This window comes from Stenotrophomonas sp. YJH_SMC_6 (genome assembly GCF_059371335.1).
The window spans coordinates 148,741-165,897 of the sequence record NZ_JCAFUM010000010.1 but is presented as its reverse complement, the minus strand read 5'-3'; the positions used below and the strand labels follow the sequence as shown (position 1 = coordinate 165,897).

20 protein-coding genes and 1 tRNA gene are annotated in these 17,157 nt (G+C 66.9%); 7 read left to right on the top strand and 14 right to left on the bottom strand.

Features of this window, described 5'->3' with window-relative positions; genetic code table 11:
• The first annotated feature begins 1 nt into the window (after nucleotide 1).
• Complete coding sequence (locus AC5P9N_RS13170) at nucleotides 2–1,429, top strand: MFS transporter (protein ID WP_245176485.1); 1,428 nt, start codon at nucleotides 2–4, stop codon at nucleotides 1,427–1,429.
• Here AC5P9N_RS13170 and AC5P9N_RS13165 read toward each other — a convergent pair.
• From AC5P9N_RS13165 to AC5P9N_RS13155, 3 genes are read right to left on the bottom strand one after another with little or no spacing between them, the layout of a single operon-like run.
• Nucleotides 1,423–2,139 (bottom strand): SDR family NAD(P)-dependent oxidoreductase, encoded by a 717-nt coding sequence (locus AC5P9N_RS13165; RefSeq protein ID WP_005409354.1) that lies wholly within the window; start codon nucleotides 2,137–2,139, stop codon nucleotides 1,423–1,425. The genes AC5P9N_RS13170 and AC5P9N_RS13165 overlap by 7 nt on opposite strands.
• 28 nt (nucleotides 2,140–2,167) lie before the next feature.
• Nucleotides 2,168–2,896: a GNAT family N-acetyltransferase gene (locus AC5P9N_RS13160; RefSeq protein ID WP_099485181.1), complete on the bottom strand. Its 729-nt coding sequence runs from the start codon at nucleotides 2,894–2,896 to the stop codon at nucleotides 2,168–2,170.
• A 14-nt stretch (nucleotides 2,897–2,910) separates the two neighbouring features.
• Entirely contained in the window at nucleotides 2,911–3,576 is a 666-nt protein-coding gene (locus AC5P9N_RS13155) for an ArsR/SmtB family transcription factor (RefSeq protein WP_005409356.1), read from the bottom strand.
• Nucleotides 3,577–3,631: 55 nt separating this feature from the next.
• On the opposite strand from AC5P9N_RS13155, the gene AC5P9N_RS13150 reads away from it, so the two are divergent.
• A complete protein-coding gene (locus AC5P9N_RS13150) occupies nucleotides 3,632–4,135 on the top strand; it encodes a DUF2938 domain-containing protein (protein WP_087803432.1) in 504 nt (167 codons plus the stop codon).
• A 41-nt stretch (nucleotides 4,136–4,176) separates the two neighbouring features.
• The gene (locus AC5P9N_RS13145; protein ID WP_164212623.1) at nucleotides 4,177–4,980 is read left to right on the top strand and encodes an APH(3')-II family aminoglycoside O-phosphotransferase; all 804 of its coding nucleotides are present in this window, start codon (nucleotides 4,177–4,179) and stop codon (nucleotides 4,978–4,980) included.
• Here AC5P9N_RS13145 and AC5P9N_RS13140 read toward each other — a convergent pair.
• A complete protein-coding gene (locus AC5P9N_RS13140) occupies nucleotides 4,953–5,378 on the bottom strand; it encodes a DoxX family protein (RefSeq protein ID WP_060380028.1) in 426 nt (141 codons plus the stop codon). The two genes, AC5P9N_RS13145 and AC5P9N_RS13140, sit on opposite strands and share 28 nt — an antisense overlap.
• A gap of 143 nt (nucleotides 5,379–5,521) precedes the next feature.
• Between AC5P9N_RS13140 and AC5P9N_RS13135 the strand changes: the two genes are divergently transcribed.
• The 3 genes from AC5P9N_RS13135 to AC5P9N_RS13125 all read left to right on the top strand — a co-directional run bounded on the left by AC5P9N_RS13135 (nucleotide 5,522) and on the right by AC5P9N_RS13125 (nucleotide 8,283).
• Entirely contained in the window at nucleotides 5,522–6,112 is a 591-nt protein-coding gene (locus AC5P9N_RS13135) for a TetR/AcrR family transcriptional regulator (protein WP_060380029.1), read from the top strand.
• Nucleotides 6,109–7,143, top strand: coding sequence for a DUF418 domain-containing protein (locus AC5P9N_RS13130; protein ID WP_099485182.1), 1,035 nt, complete (start codon nucleotides 6,109–6,111; stop codon nucleotides 7,141–7,143). Before AC5P9N_RS13135 ends, AC5P9N_RS13130 begins: the two co-directional genes overlap by 4 nt.
• Nucleotides 7,144–7,242: 99 nt before the next feature.
• Complete coding sequence (locus AC5P9N_RS13125; RefSeq protein WP_099485183.1) at nucleotides 7,243–8,283, top strand: aminoglycoside phosphotransferase family protein; 1,041 nt, start codon at nucleotides 7,243–7,245, stop codon at nucleotides 8,281–8,283.
• Nucleotides 8,284–8,436: 153 nt separating this feature from the next.
• Here AC5P9N_RS13125 and AC5P9N_RS13120 read toward each other — a convergent pair whose 3' ends face one another.
• From AC5P9N_RS13120 to amaB, 7 genes are all read right to left on the bottom strand, one after another.
• Complete coding sequence (locus tag AC5P9N_RS13120; RefSeq protein ID WP_032966688.1) at nucleotides 8,437–9,324, bottom strand: DMT family transporter; 888 nt, start codon at nucleotides 9,322–9,324, stop codon at nucleotides 8,437–8,439.
• Between the two features lie 32 nt (nucleotides 9,325–9,356).
• Nucleotides 9,357–10,418: a UDP-N-acetylmuramate dehydrogenase gene (gene murB, locus AC5P9N_RS13115; protein WP_005413142.1), complete on the bottom strand. Its 1,062-nt coding sequence runs from the start codon at nucleotides 10,416–10,418 to the stop codon at nucleotides 9,357–9,359.
• Between the two features lie 8 nt (nucleotides 10,419–10,426).
• Nucleotides 10,427–11,482 carry a quinone-dependent dihydroorotate dehydrogenase gene (locus AC5P9N_RS13110; RefSeq protein WP_005409365.1) on the bottom strand — a complete coding sequence of 352 codons (1,056 nt, stop codon included), beginning with the start codon at nucleotides 11,480–11,482 and terminating at the stop codon, nucleotides 10,427–10,429.
• Nucleotides 11,483–11,490: 8 nt separating this feature from the next.
• Nucleotides 11,491–12,261 (bottom strand): class I SAM-dependent methyltransferase, encoded by a 771-nt coding sequence (locus AC5P9N_RS13105; protein WP_099485184.1) that lies wholly within the window; start codon nucleotides 12,259–12,261, stop codon nucleotides 11,491–11,493.
• Between the two features lie 4 nt (nucleotides 12,262–12,265).
• Nucleotides 12,266–12,550: a DUF4190 domain-containing protein gene (locus AC5P9N_RS13100; RefSeq protein WP_005413144.1), complete on the bottom strand. Its 285-nt coding sequence runs from the start codon at nucleotides 12,548–12,550 to the stop codon at nucleotides 12,266–12,268.
• A 179-nt stretch (nucleotides 12,551–12,729) separates the two neighbouring features.
• Complete coding sequence (locus AC5P9N_RS13095; RefSeq protein ID WP_012480006.1) at nucleotides 12,730–13,569, bottom strand: SDR family NAD(P)-dependent oxidoreductase; 840 nt, start codon at nucleotides 13,567–13,569, stop codon at nucleotides 12,730–12,732.
• Nucleotides 13,569–15,101, bottom strand: a complete 1,533-nt coding sequence (gene amaB, locus AC5P9N_RS13090) for an L-piperidine-6-carboxylate dehydrogenase (protein WP_049403192.1) — start codon at nucleotides 15,099–15,101, stop codon at nucleotides 13,569–13,571. Before amaB ends, AC5P9N_RS13095 begins: the two co-directional genes overlap by 1 nt.
• 183 nt (nucleotides 15,102–15,284) lie before the next feature.
• Here amaB and AC5P9N_RS13085 point away from each other — a divergent pair.
• A tRNA-Arg gene (locus AC5P9N_RS13085) sits at nucleotides 15,285–15,361 on the top strand.
• A gap of 93 nt (nucleotides 15,362–15,454) precedes the next feature.
• On the opposite strand, the gene AC5P9N_RS13080 is transcribed toward AC5P9N_RS13085, so the two are convergent.
• From AC5P9N_RS13080 to AC5P9N_RS13070, 3 genes are read right to left on the bottom strand one after another with little or no spacing between them, the layout of a single operon-like run.
• The gene (locus tag AC5P9N_RS13080; RefSeq protein WP_239498907.1) at nucleotides 15,455–16,129 is read right to left on the bottom strand and encodes a tyrosine-type recombinase/integrase; all 675 of its coding nucleotides are present in this window, start codon (nucleotides 16,127–16,129) and stop codon (nucleotides 15,455–15,457) included.
• On the bottom strand, nucleotides 16,102–16,587 hold the full coding sequence (locus AC5P9N_RS13075) for a hypothetical protein (RefSeq protein ID WP_243897984.1): 486 nt from the start codon (nucleotides 16,585–16,587) through the stop codon (nucleotides 16,102–16,104). The genes AC5P9N_RS13080 and AC5P9N_RS13075 overlap by 28 nt, the downstream gene beginning before the upstream one ends.
• A 59-nt stretch (nucleotides 16,588–16,646) precedes the next feature.
• Nucleotides 16,647–16,955, bottom strand: coding sequence for a hypothetical protein (locus tag AC5P9N_RS13070; RefSeq protein ID WP_099485185.1), 309 nt, complete (start codon nucleotides 16,953–16,955; stop codon nucleotides 16,647–16,649).
• Between the last annotated feature and the right edge of the window lie 202 nt (nucleotides 16,956–17,157).

The window sequence follows — 17,157 nt, the reverse complement described above, 5'->3', positions numbered from 1 at the left end:
CTTGAGCATTGCCAGCCCTGCCGTGGGCATTCCTGCCATCCGGGACGCGCTGGGCGGTTCCCCTGCGGCGTTGTCCTGGATCATCAACGCCTATCTGTTGACCTACGGCTGCACCACGCTGGTGGCCGGTGGACTGGCCGATCTGCATGGCAGGCGCCGGATCTGGATTCTGGGCGGCGCGTTGTTTGCACTCGTCACCGGCCTGGTTCCCTTGATGCCCGATGTGGCGTGGATCAATGTCCTGAGACTGCTTCAGGGGATGGCGGCGTCGGCAGCGTTTGCCGGCGCGATGGCGTCGCTGGCGCAGGTGTTCGACGGCCAGGCGCGGGCAAGGGTGTTCAGCCTGATCGGCACCACTTTTGGTGCAGGGGCCGCAGGCGGTCCGCTGCTGGCGGGCGGGTTGATCGATGCGCTGGGCTGGGAATGGGTGTTCTTCCTGCCTGCGTTGCTGGCGGCCCTGACCGTACCGCTGGTCGCCCTGTCATCCGCCGAATCGAGAAACGCCGGTTCGCCACGCCTGGATTGGCTGGGGGCCATCACCTTCATGCTGGCGCTGGGCTCACTCACCTACGCCATGATCGTGCTGCCGGAACGTGGCCTGCTGCATCCGCAGACGCTGGTACTGCTGGCGCTCTCGGTGGTGCTGCTGGGCGTGTTCATTGCCGTTGAGCGCTCCCATCGAACACCGCTGCTGGATCTCGGGCTGTTCCGCAACCGGCGTTTTGTTGGTGTGCAGATTCTGGCCGCCTCCCCTGCGTTCTCCTACGTCGTCCTTCTGGTCGTGCTGCCGGCTGGCTTCATTGGTGTTGAAGGACTGCGACCCACCGAGGCTGGACTGGCGATGGCAGCGCTGTCTGCACCCTTGCTGGTTGTTCCCCTGGTTGCCGGCTACCTGCTGCGCTGGATTCCGGCGCGGACGCTGTGCTGTGCGGGCCTGCTGATCGGTGCGCTTGGGCTGGCATGGCTGGCGCAGGTGTTCCAGTTCCCGTCGGTGCGCTGGATGCCGATGCTGGTCATCGGAATCGGCATCGGCCTTCCCTGGGGGATCATGGATGGCCTGGCGGTCAGCGTGGTCGGCAAGGAGCAGGCCGGCATGGCCGCTGGCATCTTCAATGCGATGCGACTGGCAGGCGATTCCATTGCCCTCGCGCTTGTCGGCATCATGCTCTCGGCCCGGATTGGCGGGGACATGATGCTGGAGGCCGGCGTCGTGGCCCGTGCCGCCGTGCACAGGCTGTCCATGGGCGACCTTGGCGGAGCGGTGGAGGCATTGCCCGGCGTTTCGAGAACGGCGCTTGCCCAGGCATACGTGGAGGCCGTCCGTGGCCAGCTGTTTGCCCTGGCGATGGCGACCGTGCTGGCCGCCATCGTGCTTGGGTACCTGTTGCGCGAAGAGGTCGAGCCTGGCCTGAGCAGGGGTAGTCAGTAGCGCGGGTCGGCGATGGCCGGCAGCACCAGTTCGCGCACGAAGCCGGACGGTGACAACTGCAGCAGCGCGCGCACCATCGCAACGACGTCGTGCACCGGCACCAGTTCACCGTCGCCGCGCCCTGCGGCCTCTGCCACCGGCACTGACAGTGCATCGTCGGTGTTGAGGTAGCCCAGCTGCAGGCTGGTCACCGCCAGGCGCCGATCGCGGAAACCCTCGCGCAGTGCATCGGCGATGCCGTTGAGTGCGAACTTGGATGCACCGAACGCCACTTCCGGGCGGCCGCTGCGCGGCAGTGCCGAGGTCGAGCCGGTCAGCACCAGCTGTGGGCGTGGCGCGCCCAGCACCCGCGGCAGCAGGCGCTGCAGCAGCACCAGGGTCGCGGTGATGTTGACGTCGACCAGCTGGGTGAGCGCGGCATCGCTCTCGTCGAGGAAGGCGTACTCGTCGCTGAAGGCGGTCTCTTCCCAGATGCCCAGGTTGTGGATCAGCACATCCAGATCGGCCGGTGCCTGCGCTGCGATGTGATTGGCAGCCAGGGTGGGTTGGGACAGATCGGCCTCGATCCACTGCAGGATGACACCCTCGGGGCATTCAAGGTCGCGCGGACGGCTGCGCGAAACGCCGATGACGGTGTCGCCCGCACTGCACAGGCCTTCCACGAACGCCCGACCCAGGCCCCTGCTGGCGCCGATGACCATCAATTTCATGTTGCTTCCTTGTTGTACTGCGGCGGCCTCAGTCGGCAGCCAGAACGGTGTCCCAGTCGGCGAACGCGCGCAGGCCGCTGCGCTCGGCGGTAATGATCGAGGCGGTGTTGTCGAGCTGGCAACGGTACTGAGGCTGCAGCCCGGCCGCCTGCGCGGACATGGCCATGGCGTGTGCCAGCTGGCGCGCGTGCCCGCGACCGCGGGCCTCGGGCAGGGTCAGCACGCCCATGTCGGCCAGGGCTGGATCCAGGCTCCACGGGTACATGCTTCCCGCGGCAACCAGCCGCTCGCCATCGAAGGCGCCGAACACCTGCCAGTGGTCCAGCTCGACCCAGGCGGCATCGAGATCCTCTTCGCTGGCGTTGGCCTGGAACACCTCGAACGCGGCTGCGTCGGCCGGGTCGAGACGGCGGATATGTGGTGGTGCAGGGCGCGCGGCCAGGGCCGCAAGTTCTGCGGCAGGGAAGTAGAAGACACGATCCGCACCATGCGTGCGCTGGCCGAGCTGCTGCAGGCGCTGTTGCAGCTGTGCCAGCGTCCAGTGCGGTTGCGCATGCAGGTGCAGGCGAGCCGCCAGGGCAGGGCGCAACAGTGCGCGAGCGGGGCCGACGAGTGGATGCAGCAGCATGCCGTCCTCGCCCTCGTCGAAATCATCGCTGCACGCCAACTGCAGCAGTGGATCATCCTGCAGCGTGCGCTGCCCGCAGAACACGCCGCGCCAGGTCGCATCGATCAACGGGGCAAACACATCATCCATGACCGGTGTCTCGCTCAGTGCCGGGGCAGGTCCACCTGCAGGCCGGCGGCCTTCCATTCGGGGTAACCGGCGGCGAGCCGCTGCGCGGTCAGTCCGGCCTCGCGCAGCATCGCCACCGCATCGTTGGACAGCACGCAGTAGGGACCGCGGCAGTACGCGACAATGTGGACGGCACGCGGCAGTTCGTCCATCCGTGCACGCAGTTCCGTAACGGGAATGTTCAGCGCGCCGGGCAGGTGGCCCAGATCGAATTCCTCGCGCGGCCGCACATCCAGCAGCACCACGCTGCTGCGTTGTTCCAGCAGCTGCTCCACGGTCAGTCCTTCCAGCGCATCGCGGCGCTGCAGGCTGTCGTGGATCACGCCGTGCATTTCGCTGCGCTGGTGGTCGGCATAGTCGCGCAGTGCGGCCAGCAGGTTGCCCAGCGGGCCATCACCGCTGCGGTAGAGGATGCGCTTGCCGTCACGGCGGGTCTGTACCAGGCCGGCACGGCGCAGCTGCTGCAGGTGCTGGGAGGTATTGGCCACCGACAGGCCGGTCAGTTCAGCCAGGCGTTCCACGGCGCGCTCGCCCTGGGCGATGTGCTCCAGCAGGGCCAGGCGATGGGCATGGCCGAGCGTGCGGGCGATCTCGGCCAAGGCCTCAAGCGGTGAGGGTGGTGGCTCTGTTGCAGCGTTCATGCGGGGCACGCTAGCATCGCTCTATCATTCAAGCAAATAATTGAAGGTGTGCGATATGCCTGGCCAGGCGACATTTGTGATGGATACGGTGGTAGTCGGCGTGGGAGCGACCGCAGTAATGGACCTCTGGGCGGTGGTGCAGCGGCGGCTGTTCGGCATTCCCTCGTTGGATTTTGCGATGGTGGGCCGTTGGCTGGGGCACCTGCCGCGCGGGCGCTTCCGCCACGACGGCATCGGCCGCGCGGCAGCGGTCAGTGGCGAGCGCGCGCTGGGCTGGACCGCGCATTACGTGATCGGGGTGGTTTTCGCGGCGTTGTTGCTGGCCGTGGCAGGGAGCGATTGGGTGCAGGCACCCACCCTGTGGCCGGCGCTGGCCTTCGGCATTCTCAGTGTTGCCGCGCCGTTCTTCATCCTGCAGCCGGGCATGGGTGCCGGCATTGCCGCTTCGAAGACCCCGGCGCCGGGCAAGGCACGCCTGCGCAGCCTGGTGGCGCACAGCGTGTTCGGCGTGGGCATGTACCTTTCCGCGCTGCTGTTGGCCGCGGTTCGTGCAGGGTGAGCGAAAATCGGTGGGGTCACCGGCAACAGGAACACCCCGGCATGGAAGCACCTGATCCCTTCGCTGATGGCATGCCGCTACCGTGGGCATGGCAGGAAACGTTGGCCGATGCGCGCATCGAGCGGCAGTCGATCGGCGTGTCGCGCGCGGATGTAGCCCGTGTGCAACGGCCGGGGCAGGCCGATGCCTTCGTGAAGTCGGAAGTGATCGACGCCTTCAGTGAGCTCGGTGATGAGATCGCGCGCCTGCGCTGGCTGCAGGAACAGGGACAACCGGTACCAACGGTAATTGCCACCGCCGAAGAAGCGGGCCGGCGCTGGTTGCTGATGAGCGCGCTGCCCGGCCGCGACCTGGCTTCGTCGCCGGAACTCGCGCCGCAGCAGCTGGTGGAAATGCTGGCCGACGCGCTGCGCGGGCTGCATGCGTTGCCGCTGGCAGCCTGCCCGTTCGACCAGCGACTGGCCTCGCGCCTGCAGGCCGCGCAGGCCCGCGTCGAAGCGGGCTTGGTGGATGCCGATGATTTCGATGACGAACGCTTGGGCCAGAGTCCGCAGCAGGTCTTCGCTGAACTGTGCAGCACCCGGCCCGATCATGAAGACCTGGTGGTCAGCCATGGCGATGCCTGCCTGCCGAACCTGATGGTGGTCGAGGGGCGTTTCAGCGGTTTCATCGACTGTGGGCGACTGGTTGTTGCCGACCGCTACCAGGACCTGGCGCTGGCCGCGCGCAGCCTGGTCCACAACTTCGGCGACACGCGTTGGGTGGCGCCGTTGTTCCAGCGCTACGGCATGGTTGCCGACGAACGACGGCTGGCGTTCTACCGGTTGCTTGACGAATTCTTCTGAGCCCGCGCCTGGCTGGCGATGGCCGCGCAGATCAGGCCACCCACCACGCTCAGATGTTCCAGCGCGAAGAACAGGGCCAGCTGCTGTTCCGCGCCGTGCTTGGTCCAGAAGGTATGCACGACGACGATGGTCAGCAGCATGAACACTGCCAGCGCGCCGCTGCCCAGCCAGAGCAGGCGATCAAGCAGCAGGCACAGTGCGCCGCCCAGCAGCACCACGGCGCTGGCGAGGTTGAACAGCACAGGCGGTTGCAGCCCGGCGGCCTGCATTTCGGCCACGCTGTTGTCCCACGCCAGCAGCTTGGCCAGGCCCGAGGACAGGAACACCACGGCCAGCAGCAGCCGGGCGAGGAACCACAGCACGCGGCTGTCGAGCAGGGTGGCGATCATCCGTGGCATGCAGGAACTCCGGGTTGAGCGTTGGGCGGGCCGGGCAGCATCGGGCCTCAACAGCGGTTGAGGTCAAGGCTGGCTGAACGAAGCCCGATGGTGGTCGGGTTGTTGCCTTTTAATTGGACGAACGTTCGTTCACTATTCGCGCCATGAGCCGAGCCGACCGCAACGAGCAACGCATCGCGCAGATCCTGCAGGCCGCCCTGCAGTGCTTCCTCGCGAAGGGATTCCACCAGACCAGCATGCGTGACATCGCGCAGGCGGCCGGTGTCAGCCTGGGCAATCTCTACAACCACTTCCCGGGCAAGGAAGCGATCATCCTTGCCGTGGCGGTGGCTGAGAGCGAAGAGCTGGCACCGTTGCTGCAGCGACTGGCCGCGTCCGAAGGCGAGCGCGCACAGGTGCTGGCTTTCCTTCGGGACTTCCACGCACTGTGCCGGCAGCCGGAATGGGCGACGCTCGCCGTCGAAGTGCTGGCCGAGAGCGCACGCAATCCGGCCGTAGCCGAGGCATTTGCGGCCAATCGCAGGCAGTTGCAGGCGGCCCTGGCCGAAGCGCTGCAGCAGGTGGCACAGCGCGAACGCCGGCGTCCCGTGTTGGCCCCCGCATTGCAGGCGCAGGTGCTGCTGGATGCCATTGAAAGCGATGCACTGCGTCGGGGGCTGGGCGAAGCCGGTGAAGGCGATGAGGCATCGCTGGATCTTGGCCTGCTCGCGCTGCTGCTCGGGGCGCGCGCATGAGTGCCGTTGACCGGCGATTGCACGGCCTTGATCTGGCGCGCTACCTGGCCTTGGCCGGCATGGTGCTGGTCAACTTCCGCCTGGCGATGGCCGTGCCGGCAGAGGGCGCCGGATGGTTGGCAGGCTTCTTCCACTTTCTGGAAGGCAAGGCTTCGGCGACGTTCGTTACGCTGGCTGGCTTGGGCCTGGTGTTGGCCACGCAGCGGCAAGGGTGGTGGCCGGCCAGCGTGCAGACCTGGAGGCGCGCGCTGTTCCTGATGGTGCTGGGCCTGCTCAACCTGACCCTGTTCCCGGCCGACATCCTGCACTACTACGCGGTGTATTTTGCGCTGGCCGTGGTGTGGCTGCGTGCCTCGCCGCGCGTGCTGCTGGCCAGCATCGTGGGCCTGGCGGCCTGTTCGTTCTGGGCGCTGCTGCACTGGAACTACAGCGAAGGCTGGAACTGGCAGACGCTGGAATATGCCGGCCTGTGGCAGTGGCCGGGCGCGGCCCGCAACCTGCTGTTCAATGGCTTCCACCCGTTGATGCCGTGGCTGTGCTTCTTCCTGCTGGGGATGCTGCTGGCACGGCTTCAGTTGTCGCAGCCGCGGGTGCAGCATGCATTGCTGGTGCTGGGGCTGCTGCTGATCGGGGCTGGACATGGCGTGCAGCAGCTTGCGCAGGGAACGCCCTGGCAGGTGTGGCTGGGAACGCAGCCGATGCCGCCGGGACCGGCTTATGTGCTTACGGGCGCGGGTGCGGCCTGCAGTGTCATCGCCGCCTGCCTGTGGCTGGCGCGTGTGCGACCGGGTGACTGGTTGGAGCCGTTCACCGCGGCCGGACGCATGACCCTGACCCTGTATGTGGGCCACATCCTGCTGGGCATGGGCACGCTGGAAAGCCTGGGCCTGCTCGATGGCAGCGCATCGCTTGCATCGGTGCTGCTGTGGGCGCTGCTGTTCCTGATGCTGGCGACGGGCGCGGCCTGGCCATGGTCGTGGCAGTTCGCACGCGGCCCGCTGGAGACGGTGATGCGGCGCATCGCAGGCTAGTTCCCTGGTCGTGCTCAAGTGATGTTGTGACGGACATGTCTGTGCCGCGGCGAACGCATCTGCGATAGTGGTGGCAGGTAACACTTTCCGCTTGCATCCATGTCATTCGCTTCGGCGCAGCATCTCGGCGAAGTCCTGCAACAATCCTATGGCATCACCCCCACCGCCGTGGTGCCACGCCCGGTGGGCGCCGACGCCAATGCCAGCGTGTATCGCGTCGATGCGCGGCACGGGCAGTGGTGGTTGAAATGCCGTACCTACCAGGTCGCCCCAGCGGTGTGGGACAGCCTGCATTGGATGCGCGGCACGCTGGGTATCGATGAGATCGTCGCGCCGTGGCCGGCGTTGACCGGTGGTGCGTCTGTGCAGCGCTGGGGATTGCAGTTCACCCTGTTCCCGTATGTGGAAGGCCAGTCCGGATTCGAGGCGGCGTTGAGCCGCACGCAGTGGAAACGGCTGGGGGAGGTGCTGCGGCGCCTGCATGGCGCGCAGTTGCCAGCGGAACTGCAGCAGGCACTGCCGATCGTACGGCTGGAAACCGCGGCGCTGGAGACCGTCGGGCAATGGTTGGCCGGCGAGGGCCTGGCGGCTGCGAAGGACGGGCTGGGCCGCGCATTCGTTTCGGTATGGGACCAGCAGCATGCGCGCATCGCGGCGCTGCATGCGCAGGCACGGGAGCTGCTCGCGGCGTTGCAGGACGCGCCGGTAGACCTGCATCTGTGCCACACCGATCTGCATGCCGGCAACCTGCTGATGGGCAATGAGGGGGGCCTGCACCTGATCGATTGGGATGGTCTGTCGCTGGCCCCGCGCGAGCGTGACCTGATGTTCATCGGTGCCGCTGTTGGCGGGCGCTGGGGTCGCGAGAATCCACTGGGGTTCGAGGAGGGCTACGGCAGCGACCGCGGTGACCCACGCTGGATCGCCTGGTACCGGCACTGGCGCATTCTGCAGGACCTGATCGAGTTCCAGCAGGTGCTGCTGGGCAGTGACGGGGAGGACCGATCGCCGCAGTTGCGCCGGCAGTCACTGCACTACCTGGGGGAGCAGTTCGCACCGGGCAATGTGTTCGATGCGGCGGAGCGGGTATATCGCGCGCTGGATCAGGTTCCAGGCCGTTGCCAGCATCGCCCTAGGTAGAGTCGACTGTTAGTCGACTGCGCTTCGATTGGAACAGGCAAAGCCCGCGCTGCGCGCGGGAGTCGACTAACAGTCGACTCTACCCATGGCCTGTCCATGCACGACCCGTGGCTTGCCCGTGCAGGCCCCATGGCTTGTCCATGCAGATGGTTTTCATTCGGCGGGCTTGGCTGCTGCCGAGGCCGCCGCGCTTGCGGCGCGGCGCGACAACACCGCTTCGCGGTGGGCGATGTAGGCGTTGGCGGCGAGGATGATGCCGGCACCGATGAGCGTCCAGCGATCCACGCTTTCGTTGAACAGCAGCCAGCCGAGCAGCGTTACCAGCGGCAGCTGCAGGAAGCTGATCGGGGTCAGCGCCGAGACTTCACCGAGCCGCAACGCCCGCGTCCACAGCAGCTGACCGACGGTGCCCAGCACGCCGGTGGCCAGCAGCCACAGCCACGCCATGCCGGAGGGCCAGACCCAGACGAACAGTGCCGGGACCAGCGACAGCGGCACCCAGAACACGTAGGTGTAGAGCACCACGGTGTCAGCGCTGTCGACACGGGTCAGCTGCTTGATCTGGATCGCCACCAATGAGCTGAGCACGGCGGCTGCCACCGCTACCAGGCTGCCCGCGGTGAAGCCGGCGGTACCGGGGCGCACGATCACCAGCACACCGATGAATCCAACCACCACCGCGGCCCAGCGCCGTATACGCACGGTCTCGCCCAGCCACAGCACGGCGGCGATGGTGACGAACAACGGCGTGGAGTACGAGAGGGAAACCGCCTGCGCCAGTGGCAGATGGCCCAGTGCCCAGAACGCGCACAGCATCGAACCCAAGCCAATCGCACTGCGCACGAAATAACGCGGCAGCTGCTGCGTTTTCAGTGGTGCATGGCCGGGGCGCAGCAGCATCGGCAGCAACGCGAGCAGGCCAAAGGCATTGCGAAAGAACGCCACTTCCTGGGTTGGTACGTACCGGGTGGCGTAGCGGATGGCGACGGCCATCAGGCCGAATGCCATCGTGCTGCCGAGCATCAGCAGCGCCGCCCGCATCGGGGTGGCGCTGGGGGAGAGGGCGGGGGTGTTCACCACTGTGCGCCGAGCAGGCGGGGCTCCGGTTCGATCGGCACGCCGAACTTCTCCAGCACCGAAGCGGAGATGCGTCGCGCCAGCGCCAGCAGTTCAGCACCGCTGGCATTGCCATGGTTGACCAGTACCAGCGCGTGGCTGGGGGCCACGCCGGCATCGCCTTCGCGGAAGCCCTTCCAGCCGCAGGACTCGATCATCCATGCCGCCGAGACCTTGCGCTTGTCGTCCTGCTCGGCCGGGAACACGGGCAGGTCGGGGAAGTGCTGCAGCAGGACGTCGACCTGTTCCAGCGGCAGCACCGGGTTCTTGAAGAAACTGCCGGCGTTGCCCAGCACATCCGGGTCGGGGAGCTTGCGGCGGCGGATCGCGATCACCGCGTTGGCCACGTCCACTGCGCTCGGCAGCTCCACGCCCTGTGCCTGCAGTTCCTCGCGGATGCCGGCATAGTCCATGCGCAGGTCGTGCAGCAGCGGCAACTTCAGTTCGATGGCGGTGATCAGGTAGCGGTCGATCTGCTGCTTGAACACGCTGTCGCGGTAGGTGAAGCGACACTGCTCGTTGTCCAGCCGTACCCAGGTTTGTTCCTGGCAGTCCCAGGCCTCGACCGCCTGGATGAACTCGCCGACCTGCGCACCGTAGGCGCCGATGTTCTGGATCGGCGCGGCACCGGCGGTGCCGGGAATCAGGGCCAGGTTCTCCAGCCCGGACAAGCCTTCCTGCAGCGACCACATCACCAGGCCATGCCAGGGCACGCCGGCCCCGGCGCGGATCACTGCGTGGTCAGCGCGGTGTTCCAGGAAACTGATGTCACGGTTGCCGAACACCAGCACGGTGCCCGGCAGGTCTTCGGCGATCAGTACGTTGCTGCCGGCACCCAGTACCAACAGGGGACCGCTGGCCACTTCGGGCAATGCCAGCACTTCCGGCAGCAGTGCGGCATCGTGCAGTTCCAGCAGCTGCGCGGCGCTGGCCTGCACGTGGAAGGTGTTCAGCGCCTGCAGTGGCGCATTGCGGGTGAGCGTCCAGCGCAGCGGGGCGTTGCCGTCGACGGTATCCATGGGCGCGCTCACAGTGGGGCCACCGCGCCGCGGCTCGGCGCTTCGCGGCGGCGACGGATCGCCTCCACGCATTCAGAGACCAGCGCCGGGCCACGGAAGATCAGGCCGCTGTAGCACTGCACCAGCGCCGCGCCCGCGGCCATCTTGGCCACCGCATCGGCACCGGACAGGATGCCTCCGACACCCACCAGCGGTACCGATTCGGGCAGGCGCGAGCGCAGGCGGCGCAGCACCAGGGTGGACTGCTCCAGCACCGGCGCACCGGACAGGCCGCCGGCCTCGTTGGCCAGCGGATCGCCGGCCACCTTGCTGTGGTCGATGGTGGTGTTGGTGGCGATCACGCCGTCCACCTGCAGTTCGCCCAGCACGCGCGCGGCGGCATCGATGTCGCGGTCACTCAGGTCCGGTGCCACCTTGACCAGCATCGGCACGCGGCGGCCGTGGCGCGCCGCGAGGTCTTCCTGGCGGTCACGCAACTGGCTGACCAGCTGGCGCAGCGCGGTCTCTTCCTGCAATTCACGCAGGCCGGCGGTGTTGGGCGAGGAGATGTTGACGGTGATGTAGTCCGCCAGCGGATACACCTTGTCCAGGCAGGCGATGTAATCGTCCACCGCCTGTTCGTTCGGGGTGTCCTTGTTCTTGCCGATGTTGATGCCGAGCAGGCCGCGGCGGTTGCGCGCGCGCTCGACATTGCGCACCAGCGCGTCCACGCCCGCATTGTTGAAGCCCATGCGGTTGATGATCGCGTTGTGTTCCGGCAGGCGGAACAGGCGCGGCTGCGGGTTGCCGGCCTGCGGGCGCGGGGTGATGGTGCCGATCTCGACGAAGCCGAAGCCGAGCGCGAACAGCGCATCGATGTGCTCGCCATTCTTGTCCAGGCCAGCGGCCAGGCCGACCGGATTGGGGAAGGTCAGCCCGAACACCGTGCTGGGCATCGGCGCGATGCGTGCGGCCAGCAGCGGCGTGGTGCCGGTGCGGTAGGCCAGGTCCAGTGCGGACAGGCCGAGGCCGTGGGCGCGCTCGGCGTCGAGCGAGAACAGGAAGGGGCGGGCAAGCGAATACATGCGTCGGTTCAGTCCAGCGTGCCGAGGAAGGCTCGGGTTCGATATTCAAAAGCGACCTGGCCGTCGACCGCGTGGGCGGCGAACAGGTCCTGCAGAGCGTCGATCATCGGCGCGTGGCGAGGATGACCGGATTGGGGTGCGTAGGAGGAGGACAGCAGGCGCCCGCGCAGGGCGTCGAAGTCCAGATGCTGTACGTTCGGCAACTCCACCATGCCGCGCAGGCCGCGGCCGAACCAGGCCTGCATGGTGGCATCGTCCTGGTAGCGCTCGGCCACGGCGGTGTAATCGGTGCCGTAGTCCAGCAGCAGCTGTTCGTAGCCGACCAGGAATGGACTGGCATCGAGCAGGCGCGAATTCCAGTAGATCAGTGCCAGGCCACCGGGGCAGAGGATGCGCTGCCACTCGGCGCGCACCGCCACGGTGTCGAACCAGTGGAACGCCTGCGCGACGCTGACCAGATCGATGCTGGCATCGTCCAGGCCGGTGGCCTCGGCGCGGCCATCGACGGCGGAAAAGCCCGGATACTGCGGTGCCAGCCACTCTTCGGCGGCGGCGCGCATGGCGGCGTTCGGCTCGACCGCCACCAGCGGATGACCGCTGGCCAGAAACTGACGGCTGGAAATGCCGGTGCCAGCACCGATGTCGGCGACACGGGCCTGGTGACTGACATCCATCGGGCCATGCAGCCATTCCAGCAGCGCGGGCGGGTAATCGGGCCGGAAGCGGACGTAGTCGGCGACGCGGCTGCTGAAGCGTTCAGTGCTGTCGGAGGTGGTCATGGCGTCAGTTCGACACCGCGGCCAGCCACGCCAGGCCACCGAAGAACAGGATGAAGACCAGGATGGCGGCAAGCACGGCGCCGACCATCACCCAGCCCAGCACAAGGCCGGTGACGGCCAGGCCATCACCTTCCAGTTCGTGCGGGCGGCGGCGGATCTCGGCGCGGGCCATGTGGCCGGTGATGATGGCCACGATGCTGGCCACGAAGGGCAGGACGGTCCAGCTGGCGATGCCCATGACCAGGCTGACCACGGCCAGGGCGCTTGTCTGTCGGGGTGCCACGCTCATCGGGGTCCTCCTTGGCAGTGTGCACATGATAGTGCCTCTGCCCGGGCAATCCCATGCCCGGCGGATGCGATGGCAGGCGTGGACCCTGGTGGGCGAACGAGGTGCAAGCCCTGGTAGGCGTCGACCTCGGTCGACGAAAGGCATGCCAACCAGGGTTGGCAGCTACCGGAGTGCCGGTATCAGCCCATCAACACCTGGCCGCCATCCACGTTGAGCACGCTGCCTGTGACCCAGCGCGCCAGCGGCGAGCACAGGAACAGGGCGGCGTCGGCAATTTCGCGCGGATGGCCGAAGCGGCCGAACGGGATCTTCGCCAGGGTGCCGTGGTACAGCGCCGGATCTTCGGTGCGGCGGCGATCCCACAGGCCGTCATCGAACTCGATCGAGCCCGGCGCGATCGCATTGACCCGGATCCGGTCCCTGGCCAGCGCCAATGCCTGCGACGTGGTGTAGTGCGACAGCGCGGCCTTGGCGGCGGCGTAGGGCGCGCCACCGGGGCGTGGCTGCTGTGCGGCGATCGAGGACAGGTTGAGGATGCAGGCATCGCTGGATGCGCGCAGCCACGGCAGTGCCAGGCGCGAGGCCCGTACCGCCGCCATCAGGTCGATCTGCAGGCTGGCGGCCCAGCCATCCTCGTCGTCGGCCATGCCGTAGCCGGTAGCGTTGTTGATCAGTACATCGATGCCGCCGAGTGCATCGGCAGCGGCCTGCAGCCAGGCCTGGATCTGGCCGGCGTCGGCCAGATCGGCGGAGACGGTATGCAGCGGGGTGCCCTGTGCCTGCGCATCGGCACGCAGGGCATCCAGGCCGGCCTGGCCACGTGCGCAGACCGAGACCTGCGCACCGGCGCCGGCAAATGCCAACGCCATTTCACGACCGATGCCCTTGCTGCCGCCGGCGATCAGCACGCGGCGACCGGTGAAGTCGAGGGTCGGGGCCCCATTGGGGATCCGGCCCTGGGCAGGGGTCAGATCCCCGGAGGGGCTCTGACCCGCAGCCATGGCAGAAACGTCTGCCATCACAGATCGAACTTGATGCCCTGGGCCAGCGGCAGCGAGTCCGAATAGTTGATGGTGTTGGTCTGGCGGCGCATGTAGACCTTCCAAGCGTCCGAACCGGACTCGCGGCCACCGCCGGTGTCCTTTTCGCCACCGAAGGCGCCACCGATCTCCGCACCGGACGTGCCGATGTTGATGTTGGCAATGCCGCAGTCGCTGCCAGCGGCCGACAGGAACTTCTCGGCAGTCTTCAGGTTCTGGGTGAAGATCGAGGACGACAGGCCCTGCGGCACGCCATTCTGCATGTCGATGGCTTCATCGAGGGTGTCGTACGGCATCACGTACAGGATCGGCGCGAAGGTCTCGTGCTGGACCACGGCATCGCTGTTCTTCAGGCCGGAGACAATCGCCGGCAGCACGAAGTTGCCTGGGCGGTCGATGCGGGTGCCGCCGGTTTCAATGGTGCCGCCGGCGGCCTTGGCCTGGGCGATCGCATCGAGGAACTGCTGCACGGCGCCGTCGCTGTTCAGCGGGCCCATCAGGTTGGCCGCATCGGTCGGGTCGCCGATCTTGCCTTCGACCTGCTTGTAGGCCTTGACCAGGGTGGCCAGCACGTCGGCGTAGATCGAGCGGTGCACGATCAGGCGGCGGGTGGTGGTGCAGCGCTGGCCGGCGGTGCCGACGGCGCCGAACACGATGCCCGGCACGGCCAGCTTCAGGTCGGCGGTTTCGTCCAGGATGATGGCGTTGTTGCCACCCAGTTCCAGCAGGCAGCGGCCGAGGCGACGCGCGACCTTCTCGTTGACGGTGCGGCCGACCTGGGTCGAGCCGGTGAAGCTGATCAGCGGCACGCGACGGTCATCGACCATCTTTTCCGACAGCGCGGTGCCGGCATCGTTGATCAGGAAGAAGATGTCCGGGAAGCCGGCTTCGCGCAGGGCGTCGTTGCAGATCTTCAGCGAGGCGATGGCGGTCAGCGGCGTCTTGTTGGACGGCTTCCAGATGCACACGTCGCCACAGATGGCGGCCAGGAACGAGTTCCAGCTCCACACCGCGACCGGGAAGTTGAAGGCGGAGATGATGCCGACCAGGCCCAGCGGGTGGTACTGCTCGTACATGCGGTGGCCGGGGCGCTCGGAATGCATGGTGTAGCCGTACAGCATGCGGCTCTGGCCCACGGCGAAATCGGCGATGTCGATCATCTCCTGCACTTCGCCGTCGCCTTCCGGCTTGCTCTTGCCCATTTCCAGCGCCACCAGCGAACCCAGGGCGTCCTTGTGCTTGCGCAGCGCTTCACCGCACAGGCGCACGGCTTCGCCGCGACGCGGGGCCGGCGTGGTACGCCAGATCTTGAAGGCTTCCTGGGCGCGGGCGACGACGGTCTCGTACTCGGCCTCGGTGGTCGCGCGGACCTGCGCGATCGGCTCGCCGGTGGTCGGGTTGACCGGGGTGATCAGCTCACCGCTGGTCGCGCTCGACCACTCCCCGTTGCCCAGGTACGTGCCAGCGTTGATCGCGTCCAGGCCAAGGGACTTGAGCAGCTCGGAAGACATGCAGACTCCTGTGTTTCGTTACGTTGTTTGGTGCCATCGCGGGCAGGTGGGGGACGCGATGAACTGAATCGCCGATGGTAGCAGAGCGGCCTGTCCGGCCATGGTGCAACGCGCCAGCGGAAGCGGGTGGAACGTGAATACTTGGAGGGTGGGGTAGGTTGCCTGTAAACTTCCCGGCTGCATGGCCCCGTAGCTCAGCTGGATAGAGCGTCCCCCTCCTAAGGGGAAGGTCGCCCGTTCGAATCGGGCCGGGGTCACCAGAATCAATAACTTAGTCAGACTCAGTGGTGTGCATTTCCCGCTGTTTCCCGCATATCCACAGGAGTTGGTCCCAGTGGTCCCAGCGGTGCGGATCAGTACTTGAGCTTCGCTACGGCGCCATCGTCGCCCTCGGGCGTTAGGTGAGCGTAGAACTTCTCGGTCGTGGCGTAATCAGCGTGCCCGGCCAGAATCTGCACCCGTCGCAATGGCACTCCGGCCATGACCATGTGGGCGCAGAAGGTGTGCCGCAGTCGGTGGAGGCTGCCACCGATTCCCGCACGTTTGGCATCTGAGGCGAACCAGTCGGACAGCGTGTCCCTGTGCACGGCCACCAGCGGATCGGGTAGGTGGCGAAGCGCCCAGCGCGCATACCGATTCAGCGGCACCTCGCGCCACTTGCCCGACTTCGTGCGTCCCTGGCCATCTTCGTCTGGATCGCTTTCGATCCTGAGCCTGCACCCGGCCACCGCATCCTTGCCCATTCCAACCACCTCACCGCGGCGCAGACCCGTGTGGGCCATGAATAGCCATAGGGGGGGGCGAGAGGGGTTGGCCCGGTACAGCTTGCGCATCGCGGCCCGGTCGTAGAACCGCACCGCCACGCTACGCACGCCTCGCGGTGCCCGGGTTTCCTCCAGCGGGTTGAAGTCCAGTTCCTTCCACTGCACGCCACGCCGGAACGCGGCCTGCAGCCTGCGCACTTCCTTCCCCACAGTCTCCGGTGAAACCTTGTCCGTGGTCAGGCGGTCCGTCTTATAGGACTCCATTCCATCGGGCGCAGCGTATCGATGGGCCGATGGCCGAAGCGGGCCATAGACAGCCGAACCTCGCTCTTGGCCTTGCCATGCGTGGTGGGATGCTCGGCCTTGTACCACTCCAGATACGGCTCCAGGAAGTCGCGGACCGAGGGCAGCCGGGGAAGAATGCGTACTCCATGGGTCAGTTCCGCTTCTTTCGCTGCTCGTACGCCCTCAGCTTCGCGTGGGCTGACGCGACCAATGGCGACACGGCTTCGCTTGCCGCCTTCCCGCCAGTTGAGGTACGCGGCGCCATCGCGCCAGAAGATTGTGACCTTGACCATTGCTTGGAGCCGTAGATTGCAGTAGAGGGCAGCCTTCTCGTAGAGCTTCTTGCCCATGAAATTTCGGGGTTCGATGCCGTAGTCGGCGATGTTCGAATCGAACTGGCTTCGTGACACGCCGTAGTAGTGCACGGCCTCGTTCACGGTCAGCCAGTCCTTTCCGACGATGTCCAGCTTTTTAGCTGCTCCTACCGGGCTCTCCTTCAGTTCGCCAACAGCGCTGCGCGCTGGGTCTTGGGTTTGTGCTCGCCCAGGCCGAGCTGGAACTGCAGGACGTTGTCGGCCGCCGCTGGCACCGCGGCCGGCCGCGCGCTGCGCGCCGGGCGGTTGAGCCGGCGCCATGCTGCAATGGCTACGTCTGGATCGGCATGCTTGCTGGTCGACCTGCAGGTGCACTCGACCAGGTGGCCTCCGCCGGCGGAGGCGCAGCGCTTGTCGTGGATGTGGCGCGCGCGGTGGCCGGCGGCGCAGTTCGGCAACCCTTCCGGGTGGCTGATATGTTCCTGGGTCATGGCATCTTGCACTCCTCGATGTGGGCCTGGAGCTTTTCCAGGAGAAGGGCCGCTTGCGACGCGCCAATCTTGCGGCGCGCGTCATCCATGGGTGGTTTCCTTCGGGCATTGATTGCACGGTGCTGTGTGGGGCGCGCGCAGGGAGAACCTTGTGTCGCGCACGTGCTCACCTGGGCGAATCACGACTTGGCCGTACGACAGC

What these genes read in the sequence shown, in the direction of transcription:
- AC5P9N_RS13070 (WP_099485185.1), bottom strand. Translation starts at nt 16,955, where the DNA reads ATGACCCAGGAACATATCAGCCACCCGGAAGGGTTGCCGAACTGCGCC.
- AC5P9N_RS13130 (WP_099485182.1), top strand. Translation starts at nt 6,109, where the DNA reads ATGAGTGCCGTTGACCGGCGATTGCACGGCCTTGATCTGGCGCGCTAC.
- AC5P9N_RS13165 (WP_005409354.1), bottom strand. Translation starts at nt 2,139, where the DNA reads ATGAAATTGATGGTCATCGGCGCCAGCAGGGGCCTGGGTCGGGCGTTC.
- AC5P9N_RS13125 (WP_099485183.1), top strand. Translation starts at nt 7,243, where the DNA reads ATGTCATTCGCTTCGGCGCAGCATCTCGGCGAAGTCCTGCAACAATCC.
- AC5P9N_RS13105 (WP_099485184.1), bottom strand. Translation starts at nt 12,261, where the DNA reads ATGACCACCTCCGACAGCACTGAACGCTTCAGCAGCCGCGTCGCCGAC.
- AC5P9N_RS13145 (WP_164212623.1), top strand. Translation starts at nt 4,177, where the DNA reads ATGGAAGCACCTGATCCCTTCGCTGATGGCATGCCGCTACCGTGGGCA.
- AC5P9N_RS13140 (WP_060380028.1), bottom strand. Translation starts at nt 5,378, where the DNA reads ATGCCACGGATGATCGCCACCCTGCTCGACAGCCGCGTGCTGTGGTTC.
- AC5P9N_RS13155 (WP_005409356.1), bottom strand. Translation starts at nt 3,576, where the DNA reads ATGAACGCTGCAACAGAGCCACCACCCTCACCGCTTGAGGCCTTGGCC.
- AC5P9N_RS13100 (WP_005413144.1), bottom strand. Translation starts at nt 12,550, where the DNA reads ATGAGCGTGGCACCCCGACAGACAAGCGCCCTGGCCGTGGTCAGCCTG.
- AC5P9N_RS13095 (WP_012480006.1), bottom strand. Translation starts at nt 13,569, where the DNA reads ATGGCAGACGTTTCTGCCATGGCTGCGGGTCAGAGCCCCTCCGGGGAT.
- murB (WP_005413142.1), bottom strand. Translation starts at nt 10,418, where the DNA reads ATGGATACCGTCGACGGCAACGCCCCGCTGCGCTGGACGCTCACCCGC.
- AC5P9N_RS13110 (WP_005409365.1), bottom strand. Translation starts at nt 11,482, where the DNA reads ATGTATTCGCTTGCCCGCCCCTTCCTGTTCTCGCTCGACGCCGAGCGC.
- AC5P9N_RS13080 (WP_239498907.1), bottom strand. Translation starts at nt 16,129, where the DNA reads ATGGAGTCCTATAAGACGGACCGCCTGACCACGGACAAGGTTTCACCG.
- amaB (WP_049403192.1), bottom strand. Translation starts at nt 15,101, where the DNA reads ATGTCTTCCGAGCTGCTCAAGTCCCTTGGCCTGGACGCGATCAACGCT.
- AC5P9N_RS13160 (WP_099485181.1), bottom strand. Translation starts at nt 2,896, where the DNA reads ATGGATGATGTGTTTGCCCCGTTGATCGATGCGACCTGGCGCGGCGTG.
- AC5P9N_RS13120 (WP_032966688.1), bottom strand. Translation starts at nt 9,324, where the DNA reads ATGCGGGCGGCGCTGCTGATGCTCGGCAGCACGATGGCATTCGGCCTG.
- AC5P9N_RS13150 (WP_087803432.1), top strand. Translation starts at nt 3,632, where the DNA reads ATGCCTGGCCAGGCGACATTTGTGATGGATACGGTGGTAGTCGGCGTG.
- AC5P9N_RS13135 (WP_060380029.1), top strand. Translation starts at nt 5,522, where the DNA reads ATGAGCCGAGCCGACCGCAACGAGCAACGCATCGCGCAGATCCTGCAG.